Annotated in this window: 18 protein-coding genes, 1 tRNA gene and 1 pseudogene; 11 read left to right on the forward strand and 9 right to left on the reverse strand. The window is 61.1% G+C overall.

Annotated elements, in window-relative coordinates; translation table 11 throughout:
• Nucleotides 1–9 precede the first annotated feature (9 nt).
• From BOP93_RS15795 to BOP93_RS15830, 8 genes and pseudogenes are all read left to right on the forward strand, one after another.
• Nucleotides 10–294 (forward strand): phage antirepressor KilAC domain-containing protein, encoded by a 285-nt coding sequence (locus BOP93_RS15795; RefSeq protein ID WP_104503383.1) that lies wholly within the window; start codon nt 10–12, stop codon nt 292–294.
• A gap of 140 nt (nt 295–434) precedes the next feature.
• Nucleotides 435–758 carry a pyocin activator PrtN family protein gene (locus tag BOP93_RS15800; protein WP_104503384.1) on the forward strand — a complete coding sequence of 108 codons (324 nt, stop codon included), beginning with the start codon at nt 435–437 and terminating at the stop codon, nt 756–758.
• Nucleotide 759: 1 nt separating this feature from the next.
• Nucleotides 760–957, forward strand: a complete 198-nt coding sequence (locus BOP93_RS27470; RefSeq protein WP_157943510.1) for a hypothetical protein — start codon at nt 760–762, stop codon at nt 955–957.
• 52 nt (nt 958–1,009) lie between these two features.
• Nucleotides 1,010–1,408, forward strand: a pseudogene (locus tag BOP93_RS15810) (hypothetical protein); the annotation flags it as partial.
• A gap of 179 nt (nt 1,409–1,587) precedes the next feature.
• Nucleotides 1,588–1,809, forward strand: coding sequence for a hypothetical protein (locus BOP93_RS15815; protein WP_104503386.1), 222 nt, complete (start codon nt 1,588–1,590; stop codon nt 1,807–1,809).
• Nucleotides 1,806–2,348 (forward strand): phosphohydrolase, encoded by a 543-nt coding sequence (locus BOP93_RS15820; protein ID WP_104503387.1) that lies wholly within the window; start codon nt 1,806–1,808, stop codon nt 2,346–2,348. Before BOP93_RS15815 ends, BOP93_RS15820 begins: the two co-directional genes overlap by 4 nt.
• A 218-nt stretch (nt 2,349–2,566) precedes the next feature.
• Nucleotides 2,567–2,842 carry a DUF4224 domain-containing protein gene (locus BOP93_RS15825; protein WP_104505300.1) on the forward strand — a complete coding sequence of 92 codons (276 nt, stop codon included), beginning with the start codon at nt 2,567–2,569 and terminating at the stop codon, nt 2,840–2,842.
• A gap of 1 nt (nt 2,843) precedes the next feature.
• Nucleotides 2,844–3,893 carry a tyrosine-type recombinase/integrase gene (locus tag BOP93_RS15830; protein ID WP_104503388.1) on the forward strand — a complete coding sequence of 350 codons (1,050 nt, stop codon included), beginning with the start codon at nt 2,844–2,846 and terminating at the stop codon, nt 3,891–3,893.
• Between the two features lie 117 nt (nt 3,894–4,010).
• On the opposite strand, the gene BOP93_RS15835 is transcribed toward BOP93_RS15830, so the two are convergent.
• Nucleotides 4,011–4,101 (reverse strand) — tRNA-Ser (locus BOP93_RS15835).
• Between the two features lie 152 nt (nt 4,102–4,253).
• Between BOP93_RS15835 and BOP93_RS15840 the strand changes: the two genes are divergently transcribed.
• A complete protein-coding gene (locus BOP93_RS15840; protein ID WP_053256786.1) occupies nt 4,254–4,925 on the forward strand; it encodes a Bax inhibitor-1/YccA family protein in 672 nt (223 codons plus the stop codon).
• Nucleotides 4,926–4,995: 70 nt separating this feature from the next.
• On the opposite strand, the gene murB is transcribed toward BOP93_RS15840, so the two are convergent.
• From murB to BOP93_RS15880, 8 genes are all read right to left on the reverse strand, one after another.
• Entirely contained in the window at nt 4,996–6,015 is a 1,020-nt protein-coding gene (gene murB / locus BOP93_RS15845; RefSeq protein WP_104503389.1) for a UDP-N-acetylmuramate dehydrogenase, read from the reverse strand.
• Nucleotides 6,012–6,476 carry a low molecular weight protein-tyrosine-phosphatase gene (locus BOP93_RS15850; RefSeq protein WP_104503390.1) on the reverse strand — a complete coding sequence of 155 codons (465 nt, stop codon included), beginning with the start codon at nt 6,474–6,476 and terminating at the stop codon, nt 6,012–6,014. The genes murB and BOP93_RS15850 overlap by 4 nt, the downstream gene beginning before the upstream one ends.
• Nucleotides 6,476–7,240 (reverse strand): 3-deoxy-manno-octulosonate cytidylyltransferase, encoded by a 765-nt coding sequence (kdsB, locus tag BOP93_RS15855; protein WP_104503391.1) that lies wholly within the window; start codon nt 7,238–7,240, stop codon nt 6,476–6,478. Before kdsB ends, BOP93_RS15850 begins: the two co-directional genes overlap by 1 nt.
• Nucleotides 7,237–7,422 carry a Trm112 family protein gene (locus tag BOP93_RS15860; RefSeq protein ID WP_003174668.1) on the reverse strand — a complete coding sequence of 62 codons (186 nt, stop codon included), beginning with the start codon at nt 7,420–7,422 and terminating at the stop codon, nt 7,237–7,239. Before BOP93_RS15860 ends, kdsB begins: the two co-directional genes overlap by 4 nt.
• Nucleotides 7,423–7,446: 24 nt before the next feature.
• On the reverse strand, nt 7,447–8,457 hold the full coding sequence (lpxK, locus tag BOP93_RS15865; RefSeq protein ID WP_104503392.1) for a tetraacyldisaccharide 4'-kinase: 1,011 nt from the start codon (nt 8,455–8,457) through the stop codon (nt 7,447–7,449).
• Nucleotides 8,457–8,885 carry an ExbD/TolR family protein gene (locus BOP93_RS15870; protein WP_065884989.1) on the reverse strand — a complete coding sequence of 143 codons (429 nt, stop codon included), beginning with the start codon at nt 8,883–8,885 and terminating at the stop codon, nt 8,457–8,459. The genes lpxK and BOP93_RS15870 overlap by 1 nt, the downstream gene beginning before the upstream one ends.
• Nucleotides 8,882–9,517, reverse strand: a complete 636-nt coding sequence (locus BOP93_RS15875; protein ID WP_104505301.1) for a MotA/TolQ/ExbB proton channel family protein — start codon at nt 9,515–9,517, stop codon at nt 8,882–8,884. Before BOP93_RS15875 ends, BOP93_RS15870 begins: the two co-directional genes overlap by 4 nt.
• A 109-nt stretch (nt 9,518–9,626) precedes the next feature.
• A complete protein-coding gene (locus BOP93_RS15880; RefSeq protein WP_104503393.1) occupies nt 9,627–11,852 on the reverse strand; it encodes a DNA internalization-related competence protein ComEC/Rec2 in 2,226 nt (741 codons plus the stop codon).
• 135 nt (nt 11,853–11,987) lie between these two features.
• Between BOP93_RS15880 and BOP93_RS15885 the strand changes: the two genes are divergently transcribed.
• Nucleotides 11,988–12,503, forward strand: a complete 516-nt coding sequence (locus BOP93_RS15885) for a DUF2062 domain-containing protein (RefSeq protein ID WP_065894963.1) — start codon at nt 11,988–11,990, stop codon at nt 12,501–12,503.
• 303 nt (nt 12,504–12,806) lie between these two features.
• Nucleotides 12,807–15,560 (forward strand): response regulator, encoded by a 2,754-nt coding sequence (locus BOP93_RS15890; RefSeq protein ID WP_104503394.1) that lies wholly within the window; start codon nt 12,807–12,809, stop codon nt 15,558–15,560.
• Nucleotides 15,561–15,722 lie beyond the last annotated feature (162 nt).

Consider the following 15,722-nt stretch of genomic DNA (forward strand, 5'->3'; position numbering starts at 1 on the left):
GAGGCCGTGATGGAACGTGACCTCCAAAAAACCGCCAAGTACTTCGGCCTGACCCGTCCCAAGCTGATCGCGCTCATGCGTGACAAGGGCTTGCTCAACGACCGCAACCTGCCGGCTTTCCCCGTGCGTGACCGGGAGTACCTGCGGATCAAAGACAGCAACTGGTACCACGAGAAAGCGGGCATGCAGTACAGCCAGTCGACCAAGGTTCGGCAAGCCGGTATTCGCTGGCTGGCCGAACTGCTCGGCCTCGAACTACCAGCCATCCCGGCTGATAACCGTGACGTGGCCTAGGGAGTACGCCCGCCAGATCGTCGCCATGCGCACACGCGAGGAGCGCAACGCCGCGCTCCTCGAAGTGCCGGAGCATCTGCGGGAGCTGACTAAACGCCATTGCCTGAATGCCTGGAATCATCCTCAACGGAAGAAACCCAATGACTGCACACGCTAACCAACAGCCACTAAGACTGCTGCCCGCACCCGATCCGGTGACAGTCGAACTGCTGTACCGGACCTTTGGTGACGTTCTGATCCCGGTGGAAAAGTTGCGCGAACGGTACTTCCGGAACCTCAACGAAGGATCTTTTGCCGACGCAATTACCACAGGCCGAATTCAACTGCCCGTGACAACGCTGGTCAACAGCCGCAAGGCGCCGAAGTACGCTCATATCAAGCATGTGGCCTCGCTAATCGACATTCGCGCCTACAAGGCGGATGAAGATATGCCGCGACCAGAAGCCGTCGAAGACGAGGCGTGATATGTCACTGCTAGATCAATGCCGACACTGCGATACACCGTTGTCTGCCGAAGAACAGGCCAGCCGACTGTGTGATGAGTGCAGCTACTTTGCCGCCGACTATCAGCGCTACGACGCCCTCCGAGAGGAGGGTTACATGCCCTATCAGGCCAAGCTGATGTGTGGCCTGGCAGATCCACCAGATCCAGACGACGAATAACCCAATCAATCGGCTGCCACCACCAGCCAAAACACCGCCAGGAGCACACCACATGACTGCAATTCAAATCTGCGCATTGATCAGCATCATTTTCGCAGCCGCGATCCTTTATTGGATCGGCTATCGAGGGGGCTTGATTGATGGTCGCATCGAAGGCATCGATGAAGGCAAGGCTATTCAGCAATCAGATAGCTCGGGCGCCATCCGGGACTTGGAGCTATCGCTTGAGCAAGCCCAGACTCACCACAAGCAACTATTTGCCCACTACATGCGGGCATTGGATGCATCGAAGTTGGGAGAGCCAGCTCGCAAAACTCTATTGGATATCGCCGAAAAGCTGCGTATCGCAGCCGAGACATTCAGCGCGTTCCGCACCGGCAAGAAGCTCGAACGTGACTCGCTAGCTCTGCGCGACCAAGCACTCGCCATTGCGGCGTTACTAGATCCAGCAGCACCAAAGCTGGAACCGACCCCAGCAAATAGCTCAATCACTGAGCCCCAAGGCCGATGGGTGATAGAGCGAGGGCCAACCGAAGCAATGTGTCCTGAAGAAGCCCGCAAAGCACTGCTATTTTTTCGAACCGAAGCGGAACTTCATACCCGAAATCAAAAAGCAGTCGGCGGTGACGTATGAGCCGCGCCATTCCGATGCTGCGCCTAACGCCCCAGGCCGCCGGCACACTGCAACAGCAACATGCAAAGGCCACCAAGGATCTTCGCGCCCTGACCCGTTATAACAAGGAATTTGATCGGCAGCTGAAAGCCCTGATTGGGTATGACGCCCTGCGCCAATTGCACAAGGCAACCGACAACGCTCTGCTGCTGGCCGATCTCGTTAAGGAGGCAGCATGAACTGGATCCTTACTCACTCAGGCAAACACTTTGACCTGCTTGAACCCGACGCCGACATGATCGATCCACGGGACATCTCGCACGCGCTGGCACACCTTTGCCGCTTCAACGGCCACACCCGCGAGTTCTACAGCGTGGCACAACACAGCTGCATCGTCGCCGAGCTGGTGCCGGAAGAACACAAACTCGCGGCCTTGCTTCATGACGCACCCGAGGCGTACCTGGGCGACATGACGCGGCCACTTAAGCAATGGATCAGTGCCTATGAATACTTTGAGGACTGTATCTGGTGGCGCGTCTGTGATCGGTTCGACATAGCACCAGAACTCCCCACCAGCGTCCACAAAGCCGACCTGATAGCGCTCGCTACCGAACGCCGCGACCTCATGCCAACCGATCCGGCTATCTGGGATTGCTTGGTCGGCATCGAACCCATGGCCGAAACCATCCGCCCTTGGCCTGCAGCAGAAGCTCGACTCACCTTTCACCAGCGCCTGATGGACCAACTCGCTATAGAACACCGGAGGAAAGCGGCATGAAGAACCACCAGGACAACACCAACGCCCTGCCCGCTTTGCTCCGCACAGCCAATGGTGGCGACACGCTAGAAACAAACAGTCTCTGCTGCGCAGCAGCAGGCATTACTGCTCCTTACAGCGCCACTGCCGAGGCACTTGTACCCCACGAAAAGCTGCGCGGGGCAGCGCTCGCTGATGCAACGCTAAACGCTCAGGAACGCCCGCTCGCGCAGCCTGCCGTGGGGTATACGCATCATTCACGCACCAGAACTTTAGACACTGAAATTTTCTCGGACGAAGAACTGGCCGACCTTACTGGATACAAGCAGCGAGCCCATCAACGGAGATGGCTCAACGACCGCAATTGGGTATTCGTTGAGAGCCGTGGTGGTCGCCCATTGGTCGGACGCATGTACGCTCGCATGAAGCTTGGCATGACCAATCCAACGTCTGCAGAGCAGAGCACACCGCCGCCGCGACCAGCTTGGACACCTGACTTCTCCAGGGTGAACTGAGATGCGACCTCGAAACACTGAGAACAGGGACTTACCGCCGGGAATGGTGCGGAGAAAGCGCCCTCGCAAGAACGGTAAAGTGTGGGTTGGTTATTACTACAGAGACTCAACGGGTAAGGAAATCCCGCTTGGGGGAGACTTGAGCAAAGCCCGATTGAAGTGGGCAGAGCTTGAGTCCAAGCAAAAGCCAGCCGATCTGACGATGATGAAGGGGATCTTTGATCGATACGTTCGCGACGTCATTCCGAAAAAAGGCGAGCGCACCCAGAAGGATAACCTAGCCGAGCTCAAACAATTGCGACCCATGTTTGACGGGGCGCCCATCGACTCAATCACACCAGCCAATATCGCCGGGTACCGCGACGCCCGTACAGCCAAGGTACGGGCCAATAGGGAGATCGCCCTACTCTCCCACGTGTTCAACATGGCGCGGGAATGGGGCCTGACCGAGCGGGAGAATCCGTGCCAGGGCATCCGCAAGAACAAGGAAACGCCACGTGATTACTATGCCAACGCCGCGGTTTGGGATGCGGTCTACGGGATGGCTGAGCCGGAACTCAAGGAAGCCATGGACCTGGGCTACCTGACAGGCCAGCGGCCAGCAGACGTGATCGTCATGCGCAGGGACGACGTTGAGGGCGATTACTTCTTGGTCACGCAAGGCAAGACAGGGCTTAAGCTTAGGATCCTGATGTACACAGAGGAGGGAGAAAACAGCTTGGGCAGGTTGATTCGGGAAATCACGGAGAGGAATGCCGGCCACGTCTCGAAGTACCTGCTGATAAACAGGCACGGGAAGCGAATGACGAAGGGAATGCTGCGCTTGCGCTGGGACAAGGCGCGGGAGAAAGCTTGTGCCAAAGCAATCGAAGAGGGCGATCCGCTCCTCGCCGCGAAGATTAGCGGTTTTCAGTTTCGCGACATCCGACCGAAAGCAGCATCGGAAATCATCGATATTGGCGACGCAAGCCTGCTACTGGGACACAGTAAGCAGGAGATCACAAAGCGGGTTTACAGGAGGATTGGCGCCACTGCTAAACCATCAAAATAGGCAAAGTTTCGGAACGCCTACCCGAAAGTTTCGGAACGCCCCTCAAAAACCGTAGCGATTCACCCAAACCCCCTTAAACACGAAAGCCCCGCAATCGCGGGGCTTTCGTGTAAATCTTGGCGGGAAACCAGGGATTCGAACCCTGGGAACGCTATTAACGTTCGCCGGTTTTCAAGACCGGTGCATTCAACCACTCTGCCAATTTCCCTTGTGCATCACGGGATTATAGTCGCTCATCCCGTCTCAGCGGGCGCCATAATACCCGAATGAAACACACTGTCAAACTCTCTGCATAGCTTGTTACAGAGCGTCTGTTATGATCTTTGCGACTGAACGTTTCAAAACTGAAGGAGTGTCGCCATGCGCGAACAGAATTACGCAGTGAATGGCAACGCGCAGGCTGAGCAGCTTGAAGTCAGCCGCGTGTTGCGCAATACGTACGGCCTGCTCGCCCTTACCCTCGCATTCAGCGGCGTGATGGCTTACGTGGCCCAGCAGATGCGCGTCGGTTATCCGAATATCTTTGTCGTGTTGATCGGCTTCTATGGTCTGTTCTTCCTGACCAACAAGCTGCGCGACTCGGCCTGGGGCCTGGTGTCGGCGTTTGCCTTGACCGGTTTCATGGGCTTTATCCTTGGCCCGATCCTTAACCGTTACCTCGGCATGGCCGGCGGTGCGGAAGTGGTCAGCTCGGCATTTGCCATGACCGCGCTGGTGTTTGGTGGCCTGTCGGCGTACGTGCTGATCAGCCGCAAGGACATGAGCTTCCTGGGTGGCTTCATCACTGCAGGCTTCTTCGTGTTGCTGGCGGCGGTAGTAGCCGGCATGTTCTTCCAGATCAGCGGGTTGCAACTGGCGATCAGCGCAGGCTTCGTACTGTTCTCCTCGGTGTGCATCCTGTTCCAGACCAGCGCCATCATCCATGGTGGTGAGCGTAACTACATCATGGCGACCATCAGCCTGTATGTGTCGATCTACAACCTGTTTATCAGCCTGTTGCAGATCTTCGGCATCATGAGCCGTGACGACTGATTGTCAGCGCTATAAAAAATGCCCCGTATCGTGAGATACGGGGCATTTTCATTGGTGGGGCGGTGGACGCTCAGTACCTGTTAGGTTCCATCTCAAGCTCGACCCCGAAGCGCTCGGCAATGTCCTGCTGGATACGCAGCGCCAGGCTGGCAATATCCCGCCCGGTGGCTGAGCCATAGTTCACCAGCACCAGCGCTTGCATTTTATGCACGCCGGCATCGCCGTCACGAAAGCCCTTCCAACCCGCCTTGTCGATCAGCCAACCGGCGGCGAGCTTGACTTGCCCGTCGGCCTGAGGATAAGCCACCAGGTCCGGATACTGGCTTTTCAGCTCGGCAGCCAGGGCCTGGGGCACCAAGGGGTTTTTGAAAAAACTGCCGGCATTGCCCAACTCTGCCGGGTCCGGCAATTTTTCGCGGCGAATACTGCAGATCGCCTGGCTCACATCCTTCGGCGTGGCCTCGGTGATGCCCTGCGCGGCCAGGCGCTGTTGCACCGGGCCGTAATCGAGTTTCAGGTGACTGGCGCGGCTCAGGGCAAAGCGTACCCGCAGGATCAACCAACGCCCGACTTCGTGCTTGAACAGGCTGTCGCGGTAAGCAAACTTGCATTCGTCCAGGCTGAAATCCCGCAGCTCGCCCGTCTGGCGATCCAGCGCCGTGAGGCCGGCAAACACGTCCTTGATCTCGACGCCGTAGGCGCCGATGTTTTGCATTGGCGCGGCACCGACCGTGCCGGGGATCAGGCTGAGGTTTTCCAGGCCGCAAAAACCCTGTTCCAGGGTCCACGACACAAAGGGGTGCCAGGCTTCGCCCGCCTCCGCTTCAACCACCACGTGCACGCCATCATCGTGCAGCACGCGAATGCCCTGGGTCGCCATGCGCAACACCAGGGCGGGCACGTCCCGGGTCAGCAGCAGGTTGCTGCCGCCGCCGATCACCAGCAGCGGCACACTGTGCGCGTCGGCGTAGGCCAGGGCGTCATGCACATCGGCATCACTGCGGGCCTCGGCAAACAGCTGGGCGCGTACGTCGATGCCAAAACTGTTGAATGGCTTGAGCGATACCTGCGCTTGTACTTGCAAGGTCATAGCCGGCCCTTCAATTCGATCACCAATGAATCACAGGCACGCTCGATCAGGTCCAGCACCCGGTCAAAGCCTTGCTCGCCTTCGTAGTAAGGGTCTGGCACCTCGTCCCCTTCGCCGTCGAAGCGGCGCAGGAACAAATCCAGCTGCGCCTTACCCTGCGCAGGCTGCATGGCTTTGAGGTTGCGCAGGTTGCTGTGGTCCATGGCCAGGATCAGGTCATAGCGCGCAAAATCAGCGCGGCTGACCTGTTGGGCACGCTGGGCTGACAAGTCATAGCCCCGCGCCAGCGCTGCGCGTTGGCTGCGCAGGTCCGGTGGGTTGCCGATATGCCACTCCCCTGTCCCCGCCGACGCCACCTCAACCTGATCGGCCAGGCCGGCTTCGCGCAACTTGTGGCGCAAGACGCCTTCGGCGGTGGGCGAACGGCAGATATTGCCCAGACAGACAAACAGGACTTCCATCAAGCCCCCAGCAGGCGACGGACGCGCTCAAGATCTTCCTGGGTATCGACGCCTGCGGGCGGTGCTTCCAGCGCATCGCCCACGTGGATACGCACGCCGTGCCACAAGGCCCGCAGTTGCTCCAGGGATTCGGTGTTTTCCAGCCAGCACGGGCCCCAGCTGACGAAGTCATGCAGGAAACCGGCGCGATAGGCATAGATGCCGATGTGGCGCCGGTACGGCACGCCTGGCGGCAGTACGCCGGGGTTGCTGGCAAAGGCGTCCCGCGCCCAGGGCAGGGTCGAACGGCTGAACGTCAGGGCCAGGCCGTTGATATCGCTGACCACTTTCACCACGTTCGGGTTGAACAAGGTTTCACTGTCTTCGATCGGTTCGGCCAGGGTCGCCATGCGCGCCTCGCCATGGGCCGCCAGATTGGCGGCGACCTGGTCGATGACGCTGGGCGGGATCAACGGCTCGTCACCTTGCACGTTCACCACGATGGCGTCGGGCGCCAGGCCCAGTTGCGTCGCCACTTCGGCCAGGCGATCAGTGCCGGAATTATGGTCTTCGCGGGTCAGCACCGCCTCGGCACCGAAACCCTTGCAGGCTTCGACGATGCGCGGATCGTCAGTCGCCACTACCACCCGCTCAGCGCTGCTTTTGCAGGCCTGTTCCCACACCAGTTGGATCATCGGCTTGGCGCCGATCATTTGCAGCGGCTTGCCCGGCAGGCGGGTCGACGCATAGCGCGAGGGAATCACCACGGTAAAGGCGGTAGTCATTTATCCAGGCGCTCATCGGTGGTCAGGGTGCGCGCTTCGCTCTCGAGCATCACCGGAATGCCGTCACGGATCGGATAAGCCAGGCCGGCACCTTTGCTGATCAGCTCGGTTTTATCGGCGCTGAGCTTGAGCGGGCCTTTGCAGATCGGGCAAGCAAGGATGTCGAGCAATTTGGTGTCCATGGGTATGTCCTGGAAATAAACGGTTTAAGGCAAAACACGGTTGGGCAGCAGGCGCATCAGTTGTGCGTCGAACCAGGCGACAAACGCCGGCGACGGCAGCGCATCCACCGCAAGGTACCACCAGTCGGGCCGGGCGAAGGCGCGGCACTTCACCGCGTCCTTTTCAGTCATGACCAGCGGCCAATGCGGTGTGAAATCCAACACCTGGGCACTGTAGGGCGCGTGGTCGGCAAACGCATGGGGGATCGGCTGCCAGTGTAGCGTTTCAAGGGTATTGAAGAAACGTTGCGGATTGCCGATACCGGCAACCGCGTGTACCTGCTGGCCTGGCGGAAAGTAGGTAACCGGCTGCCGCTCGCCACTGTGCAGGTTGATCAGCGCCGCAGGCGCAAGGCCAAAGGCAAAGCCGTCTTCGCGGTCCTCGGCGGCACCGTTATAGAGCAGCGCATCCACGCTGTGCAGGCGCTCGACCGGCTCGCGCAACGGCCCGGCCGGCAGGCAACGGCGATTGCCCAGACCACGGGCGGCATCGATCAGTACCAGTTCGAGATCGCGGGCCAGGCGGTAGTGTTGCAGGCCGTCGTCGGAAAGGATCAGGTCCAGGGGTTCGCTGGCCAACAGCGCTTTCACCGCGCGGCTGCGGTCCGGATCGATCATCAACGGGACACCGCAGCGCTGCACGATCAGCAAAGGTTCGTCGCCGGCCACGTCGGCACTCTGATCGGCTTCGACTCGCCAGGGCAACTGTGGCGGCTTGGCACCATACCCCCGACTGACCACGCCCACGCGCAGGCCACTGCGGCGGCAGTGCTCGATCATCCACAGGATCAGCGGCGTCTTGCCCGTGCCCCCGACGGTGATATTCCCCACCACCACAACGGGCACCGGGGACCGATAGATAGCGCCCTCGCCCGCCAGGAAGCGCGCGCGCTTGCGCTGCACGACCCGGCGATACAACGACTCCAGCGGCCGTAACAGCACAAGCGCCGGATGGCCCTCATACCAGGCCTTGAGCAAACGATCGGACATGGCCATCAGGGTGGGCTCGCCGCCTCGACGGTGGTCATGCGCAGATGACTGAAACCGAGCTTGCCGGCGGCGTCCATCGCGGTGATCACCGCCTGATGCTGGGTCTTGCCGTCGGCACTGATCGACAGTGGCAGGCTGGTATCGCCGCCGGATTCCTTCTGCAAGGCTTGCATCAGGCTGGCCAGGTCGTTTTTCTCCAGCAACTGGTTGTTCACCGAAAACACCCCATCGGCGCTGATGGCAATGTCCAGTTGCTTGACCTGCTGGTCTTCGGCCGGCGAGCCGCTGACGGCTTCGGGCAAGTCGACGCGCAGCTGGGTTTCCCGGGTAAACGTGGTGGTGACGACAAAAAACAGCAGCAGGATAAACACCACGTCAATCAGCGACGCGAGGTTGATATCGACATTTTCCCGTTGCTTGCGGCGAAATTTCACGCTTTGTCCTCGACCAGGTCCACATCACGGTCGCCCTGTACCACTTCCACCAGCTTGATGGCTTCCTGTTCCATGCCGACCACCAGTTCATCGATGCGCCGCTGTAGGAAACGGTGGAAGAAGACCGAAGGAATACCCACCATCAGGCCCGCGGCCGTGGTGATCAATGCCTTGGAAATACCTCCGGCCAGCACGGCGGCGTTGGTGCTCATACCCGAGCCCATGAACGAGCTGAAAATGTCGATCATGCCCAGCACCGTGCCCAGCAAACCGAGCAGCGGCGCCATGGCGGCGATGGTGCCGAGGGCGTTGATGTAGCGCTCCAGTTCATGGATCACCCGCGCGGCCGCTTCCTCGATGCATTCTTTCATGATCTCGCGACCATGCTTGGAGTTGGCAAGGCCGGCGGCGAGGATTTCACCCAACGGCGAATTGGCGCGCAGCTCCTTGAGCTTCTGCTTGTCGAGCTGCTTGTTCTTGATCCAGCCCCAGACTTGCCCCAGCAGGTGCTCGGGGGTGACGCGACTGGCGCGCAGGGTCCACAGGCGTTCGGCGACGATGCCGAGTGCGGCGATGGAACTCATGATGATCGGCAACATCATCCAGCCGCCGGATTTGACCAATTCCCACACAGTGAATGCCCCCTCGAAAAAGTGCGCCACTTTATCATATAGGTTCGGCGGCAGGGTTCGTTGGCCGCAGACCAGGCTGTCGCAGCCCGTGGTGTTTGGTAACGCCGGATTACGGCAACGGTTCGCGCCAGAACCGGCGTTGACTGCGCGCAACAATGGCGGGCTGGAAGGCACCCAACTGAACCCGCACGGCCCCGTGTTCGGCGCTGTCGTATAGTCGGCTGCCCTGGGCCTGATAGCGCTCTATCACTTGCGAATGAGGATGACCGAAGGCGTTGCCCCGGCCCCGGGAAATCAGCACCGACCTGGGCGCAAGCCGCTGTACAAAGGGCCTGGATGACGAGCTGCGGCTACCATGATGGGGCGCTTGCAGCCAATCGGTTGGCACTGCCAGCGGCGTATCAAGCAAGGCGCGCTCCGCTGCGCTGTCGATATCGCCGGTGAGCAACAGCCGTTCACCCTTGGCCTGCACCTGCAACACACAGGACTTTGGATTGCCACTTATGGCGCCGGACCACTGCCACAACACGAAGGACACACCATCCCACTCCCACCGCTCGCCACTGATACAGGGCCCGGTCCCCAGAAAAGCCGGCAACCCCTCGGTTTCGCCGCCTACCACGCGTGCGATGGGCAAACCACGGGCTATCGCTGCCGCGCCACCAGCGTGATCGGCATCGGCATGGCTCAGCAGCAGCATGTCCAGCCGCTCTATGCCGAGCTTTTTCAATGACGGCAAAACCACGCGTGCGCCCAGATCGACCGCCCCGGAACGCGGACCGGCATCGTAAAGCAGCGCATGATTGCGGGTGCGCAGGATCAGCGCCTGCCCCTGGCCGACATCCAGCTGCACCACCCTCACCTGCCCGTGGGGTATCGACTCCCTGGGAGGAAACACCGCCAGCAACAGCATGGGCCAGCCCAGCAACCGAAACGGCACCCCCTTGGGCAGTAGCAGCATCAGCGCACCCAGCAGGCTGACCAGCCAATACACCAGCGGCACCTGGGCCGGCGTCCAGGCCGGCAACTGCCCGGCCAGCAGGGCCAGCACCTTGAACCACCCTTCCAGCGCCCCGCCGGCCAACCAAAGCAGGCCGTCACCGATCACTGGCACCCACAGCAGCGCCGTGCCGAGCAGCGCCAAAGGCAACACCACTAGACTGATCCAGGGTACGGCGAACACATTGGCCAATGGCGCAGTGAGGCTGATGGGTAAACCCAGCACCAGCAGGATTGGAAACAGGCCGATAGCAATCAGCCACTGGGGACGCGTCCACGCCTGCCAGAGACCCCAGGGGCCCAGCCGTCCACCGAACGTCAGGATCAGGACCGCAACCGCCGCAAATGACAACCAGAAGCCCGGCTGCAGACTGGCCAGCGGCTCAAGCAGCAGTACGCCATTGAATGCCAGCAACAACGGCCACCATGCGCCCAAATGCCGAAAGCGCAGCCGCCACAGCAATACCAGCCCGACCATCACGCAGGCGCGCTGCACCGGCACGCCAAACCCCGCCAGCAGGCCGTAACCCAGCGCTGCGGCAAAGGCCAGGCCGCACGCCCACGGCAGCCATGGCAGGTGGCGCGGCCAGCATCCGTAACGGGCCATCCCGGCCACCAGTGCGTAGATCAGCCCGGCCAGCAAGCCGATGTGTTGACCGGAAATGACTAACAAATGCACGGTGCCGGTGTCTTGCAACACCTGCCATTGCTCCGCTCGCAGCCCGGAGCCGTCACCCAGCACCAACGCCGCCAGGGCGGCCTCATGGGTTTGCGCATCGGTGGCCATCAGGCGTTGACGCAGGCTGTCGCGCAAGGCGTTGCGGGCCGGCGCCAGGCGCTGGCCGTCTTTCACCGAGCCCGTGGCCCCAATGCGTTGCGCCAGCAGCCATGCCTCGTGGTCGACGCCATGAAAATTGAGCAGGCCGGACGGCCGCCTGAGGGTGACAGCCAAGCGCCAGCGTTCCCCACTGCGCACCGGCGGCCCGCCGTGCCATGACACCCGGATGCGCTTGGGCAGCCGGGCTTTGCGCGACCGGCTGTCGGCCAGTTCAAAGCGCACGCCGGTGTCCGTCTGTTGCGGCAACCCGACCACACGCCCCTCCACCCAACGCGTCTCGCCGTCCAGCGCCGGGCGCAATCGGTCATCCAGTGCCCACTGCGCGCTGATGCAAGCCCAGCTCAAGCCCAGCAGGAAAAACGCCAGCGGATAGGTGCGAAACGGCAGCAGCATCAAGGCCAACACCAGCATGGCCAACAGCCATCCGGTGGGCGGCAACGCCGGAAGAAAGCGCAGGGTCAGTAACCCCAGCGCGAGCGCGAACATCCCTGTCCTCATGAATCATTCCTTTCAATGACTCATTCAGTCTTAGCCGGAGTTCCCAGGGGCGCCTTTGATGTTTTGTCACAAAGTCTGAATTTTCTGTTTATAGAATACGCGCATACTTGCCCCTCGAACTGACCTGGACCCCCTATGCCCCGGCGCTTATTCAAACGGTACATGCCCGACCCCAGCAGTATCAGGGAACATAAGTCATTACAGTTTCTTGGCACCCTGCTGCATGATCCGAACCTCTGGCACCTGAACCGGCACTCGGTGGCTCGCGCCATGGCCGTGGGGTTGTTTGCCGCGTTTATCCCCATCCCGTTGCAGATGTTGCTGGCCGCGATCCTGGCGATTGTGGTGCGCGGCAACATGCCGATTGCCGTCAGCCTGGTGTGGCTGACCAACCCGGTGACGATGCCGGTGGTGTTTTTCTGCACCTACATGACCGGCGCCTGGTTGATGAACGTGCCGCCACGCAGCCTGCCCGATAACCTGACCTGGGAATGGATCAGCGGCGAGTTGAGCACGATGTGGCAACCATTCCTGCTGGGCTCGGTGGTCTGCGGGTTGGTATTGGGTGCCCTGGCCTACTGCCTGACCATGGGATATTGGCGCTGGTGGGTCGCGCACCAGTGGAAAAAACGCAAACTGCGCCGCCGCTGAGGGCTAACGGGCAGGCAGGTGCAGAGGTACGCGCAGGCCCTGCGCGCAATGCGCAAGCCCGGACGGTGAACCGTCCAACCGGATAAAGGGCGCGAAGATACGTTCCAAGTCAGCCTCATCGGTACCTCTCCCCCAGATCCTTCCGCCAGACGCCAGACGCCGGCCGGCGCCGAATCGCCCGAAGATTGCTACATGTCACTAATTTACGAGATTCCCGAGGGCGCAAATGGCTACACTGCGCACGTGGCGTGGGCCGGATGCCTGCGTGGATGATTGATATCAATGTGGTAGCAGGAGAGTGGCGTGCTTAGAAGAATGGGAATAAAAGGCCGCGTACTGTTGCTGACTTTATTGCCGACCAGCCTGATGGCCCTGCTGTTGGGAGGCTACTTCACCTGGATGCAGCTCTCTGAACTGCAGACGCAATTGCTGCAACGCGGCGAAATGATCGCCGAGCAGTTGGCGCCGCTGGTCGCACCCGCCCTGAGCAGCAGGAACACGGACCTGCTGGAACGCATCGCAACCCAATCCCTGGAACAACCGGATGTGCGTACGGTATCGATCCTGGCGCCGGACCGCTCGTCCCTGGCCCATGCCGGCCCGACCATGCTCAATCAACCGCCCACTGGCAACAGTTCGCACCTGCTGCAGCGCACCGGCAATGATGCCACCCGCTACCTGATGCCCGTGTTTGGCCACCATCGCAACCTGGCGGGCGAGCTGATTCCGGATGAGTCCGACCGTCTGCTGGGCTGGGTCGAGGTGGAGCTGTCCCACAATGGCATGTTGCTGCGCGGCTATCGCAGCCTGTTCGCCAGCCTGCTGCTGATCGCCATCGGCTTGATCTGCACCGCGGCGCTGGCCCTGCGCATCAGCCGCACCATCAATTCGCCGATCGGCCAGATCAAGCAAGCCGTGGCCCAGCTCAAGGACGGCAACCTGGAAACCCGCCTGCCACCGTTGGGCAGCCAGGAACTGGATCAGTTGGCGTCGGGCATCAACCGCATGGCCGAGACCCTGCAAAACGCCCAGGAGGAATTGCAACACAGCATCGACCAGGCCACCGAGGATGTGCGCCAGAACCTGGAAACCATCGAGATCCAGAACATCGAGCTGGACCTGGCCCGCAAGGAAGCCCTGGAAGCCAGCCGGATCAAATCGGAATTCCTGGCCAATATGAGCCATGAGATCCGCACCCCGCTCAACGGCATCCTGGGCTTCACCCACTTGCTGCAAAAAAGCGAATTGTCGCCGCGTCAGTTGGATTACCTGGGCACCATCGAAAAATCCGCCGACAACCTGCTGGGCATCATCAACGAAATCCTCGACTTCTCGAAGATCGAAGCCGGCAAACTGGTGCTCGACAGCGTGCCCTTCAACCTGCGCGACCTGCTGCAAGACACCCTGACCATCCTCGCTCCCGCCGCCCACGCCAAACAGCTCGAACTGGTCAGCCTGGTCTACCGTGACACGCCGCTGTCACTGGTGGGCGACCCGCTGCGCCTCAAGCAGATCCTGACCAACCTGATCAGCAACGCGATCAAGTTCACCCGCGAAGGCACCATTGTTGCCCGCGCGATGATCGAGGACGAACAGGAAGACAGCGTGCAGTTGCGCATCAGCGTGCAGGACACCGGCATTGGCCTCTCTAACCAGGACGTGCGTGCGCTGTTCCAGGCCTTCAGCCAGGCGGACAATTCGCTGTCGCGCCAACCGGGTGGCACCGGCCTGGGCCTGGTGATCTCCAAGCGCCTGATCGAACAGATGGGCGGCGAGATCGGGGTTGACAGCACACCGGGCGAAGGCTCGGAGTTCTGGATCAGCCTGAACCTGCCCAAGACCCGCGACGACGTTGAAGACTTGCCCAGCGCGCCGCTGCTCGGACGCCGCGTGGCCGTGCTGGAGAACCACGAGCTGGCGCGCCAGGCCCTGCAACACCAGTTGGAAGACTGCGGCCTGGAGGTGACCCCGTTCAACACCTTGGAAAGCCTGACCAACGGCATTACCAGCGCGCACCAGACCGAACAGGCGATTGACCTGGCGGTGCTCGGCGTCACCGCCAACGACATCCCGCCCGAGCGCCTCAACCAGCACTTGTGGGACCTCGAACACCTGGGCTGCAAGGTGCTGGTGCTGTGCCCGACGACCGAGCAGATGCTGTTCAACCAATCGGTGCCCAACCCCAACAGCCAGTTGCAGGCCAAGCCCGCGTGTACGCGCAAGCTGCGCCGGTCCCTGGCCGACCTGATCAGCCCGCGCCCTTTGCGCAGCGAACCGGGCGAGCCATTGTCCAGCCGTGCGCCGCGCGTGCTGTGCGTGGACGATAACCCGGCGAACCTGTTGCTCGTGCAAACCCTGCTTGAAGATATGGGCGCCAAGGTCATGGCCGTGGAAAGCGGCTATGCGGCCATTGACGCGGTCAAGCAGGAAACCTTCGATCTGGTATTGATGGACGTGCAGATGCCGGGCATGGACGGGCGCCAGAGTACCGAAGCGATTCGCCAATGGGAAAGCGAGCGCCATGGCACGCCGCTGCCGGTGGTCGCCCTCACCGCCCATGCCATGGCCAACGAAAAACGCGCCCTGCTGCAAAGCGGCATGGACGATTACCTGACCAAACCCATCAGCGAGCGGCAACTGGCCCAGGTGGTGCTGAAATGGACCGGCCTGGCCCTGCGCAACCAAGGGCCGGAACGCGTTCCCGAAGGCCCCGGCCCAGGCGTGCAACTGCTGGTGTTGGACCATGAGGAAGGCTTGCGCCTGGCCGCCAACAAGGCCGACCTGGCGGCCGACATGCTCGCCATGCTGCTGGCCTCCCTGGAAGCCGATCGCCTGGCGATCACGGTCGCCCGTGAAGCCAATGACAATCATGCCCTGATCGAACGCGTCCATCGCCTGCATGGCGCCACGCGCTACTGCGGCGTGCCGCAATTGCGCGCGGCCTGCCAGCGCGCCGAAACCCTGCTCAAGCAGGACGACGCCAAGGCCATGGCTGCGCTGGATGAATTGGACATGGCAATTGCACGGTTGGCCAGTGAAGCGCGGGTCAGCGCCTGACGCTATGTTCAGGTGGGGCTTGCCTTGATGCCTGTAGGAGCGAGCTTGCTCGCGAAAAACTCCCAGGCACCGCGCTCATTCAGGAAGCTCGCGTTATCGTTGACGTTTTTCGCGAGCAAGCTCGCTCCTACAGGCATTTTTCACTTGTAAATCGCAGGGAGC

The sequence above is a fragment of the Pseudomonas orientalis genome (assembly GCF_002934065.1).
GTDB classification, from domain to species: domain Bacteria; phylum Pseudomonadota; class Gammaproteobacteria; order Pseudomonadales; family Pseudomonadaceae; genus Aquipseudomonas; species Aquipseudomonas orientalis_A.

Excerpts from the sequence above, each read along its gene's own strand:
- BOP93_RS27470 (WP_157943510.1), top strand. The coding sequence starts at position 760 with ATGTCACTGCTAGATCAATGCCGACACTGCGATACACCGTTGTCTGCC.
- BOP93_RS15880 (WP_104503393.1), bottom strand. The coding sequence starts at position 11,852 with ATGAGGACAGGGATGTTCGCGCTCGCGCTGGGGTTACTGACCCTGCGC.
- BOP93_RS15885 (WP_065894963.1), top strand. The coding sequence starts at position 11,988 with ATGCCCCGGCGCTTATTCAAACGGTACATGCCCGACCCCAGCAGTATC.
- BOP93_RS15815 (WP_104503386.1), top strand. The coding sequence starts at position 1,588 with ATGAGCCGCGCCATTCCGATGCTGCGCCTAACGCCCCAGGCCGCCGGC.
- BOP93_RS15820 (WP_104503387.1), top strand. The coding sequence starts at position 1,806 with ATGAACTGGATCCTTACTCACTCAGGCAAACACTTTGACCTGCTTGAA.
- BOP93_RS15830 (WP_104503388.1), top strand. The coding sequence starts at position 2,844 with ATGCGACCTCGAAACACTGAGAACAGGGACTTACCGCCGGGAATGGTG.
- BOP93_RS15850 (WP_104503390.1), bottom strand. The coding sequence starts at position 6,476 with ATGGAAGTCCTGTTTGTCTGTCTGGGCAATATCTGCCGTTCGCCCACC.
- lpxK (WP_104503392.1), bottom strand. The coding sequence starts at position 8,457 with ATGGCCATGTCCGATCGTTTGCTCAAGGCCTGGTATGAGGGCCATCCG.
- BOP93_RS15860 (WP_003174668.1), bottom strand. The coding sequence starts at position 7,422 with ATGGACACCAAATTGCTCGACATCCTTGCTTGCCCGATCTGCAAAGGC.
- murB (WP_104503389.1), bottom strand. The coding sequence starts at position 6,015 with ATGACCTTGCAAGTACAAGCGCAGGTATCGCTCAAGCCATTCAACAGT.
- BOP93_RS15840 (WP_053256786.1), top strand. The coding sequence starts at position 4,254 with ATGCGCGAACAGAATTACGCAGTGAATGGCAACGCGCAGGCTGAGCAG.
- kdsB (WP_104503391.1), bottom strand. The coding sequence starts at position 7,240 with ATGACTACCGCCTTTACCGTGGTGATTCCCTCGCGCTATGCGTCGACC.
- BOP93_RS15800 (WP_104503384.1), top strand. The coding sequence starts at position 435 with ATGACTGCACACGCTAACCAACAGCCACTAAGACTGCTGCCCGCACCC.
- BOP93_RS15795 (WP_104503383.1), top strand. The coding sequence starts at position 10 with ATGGAACGTGACCTCCAAAAAACCGCCAAGTACTTCGGCCTGACCCGT.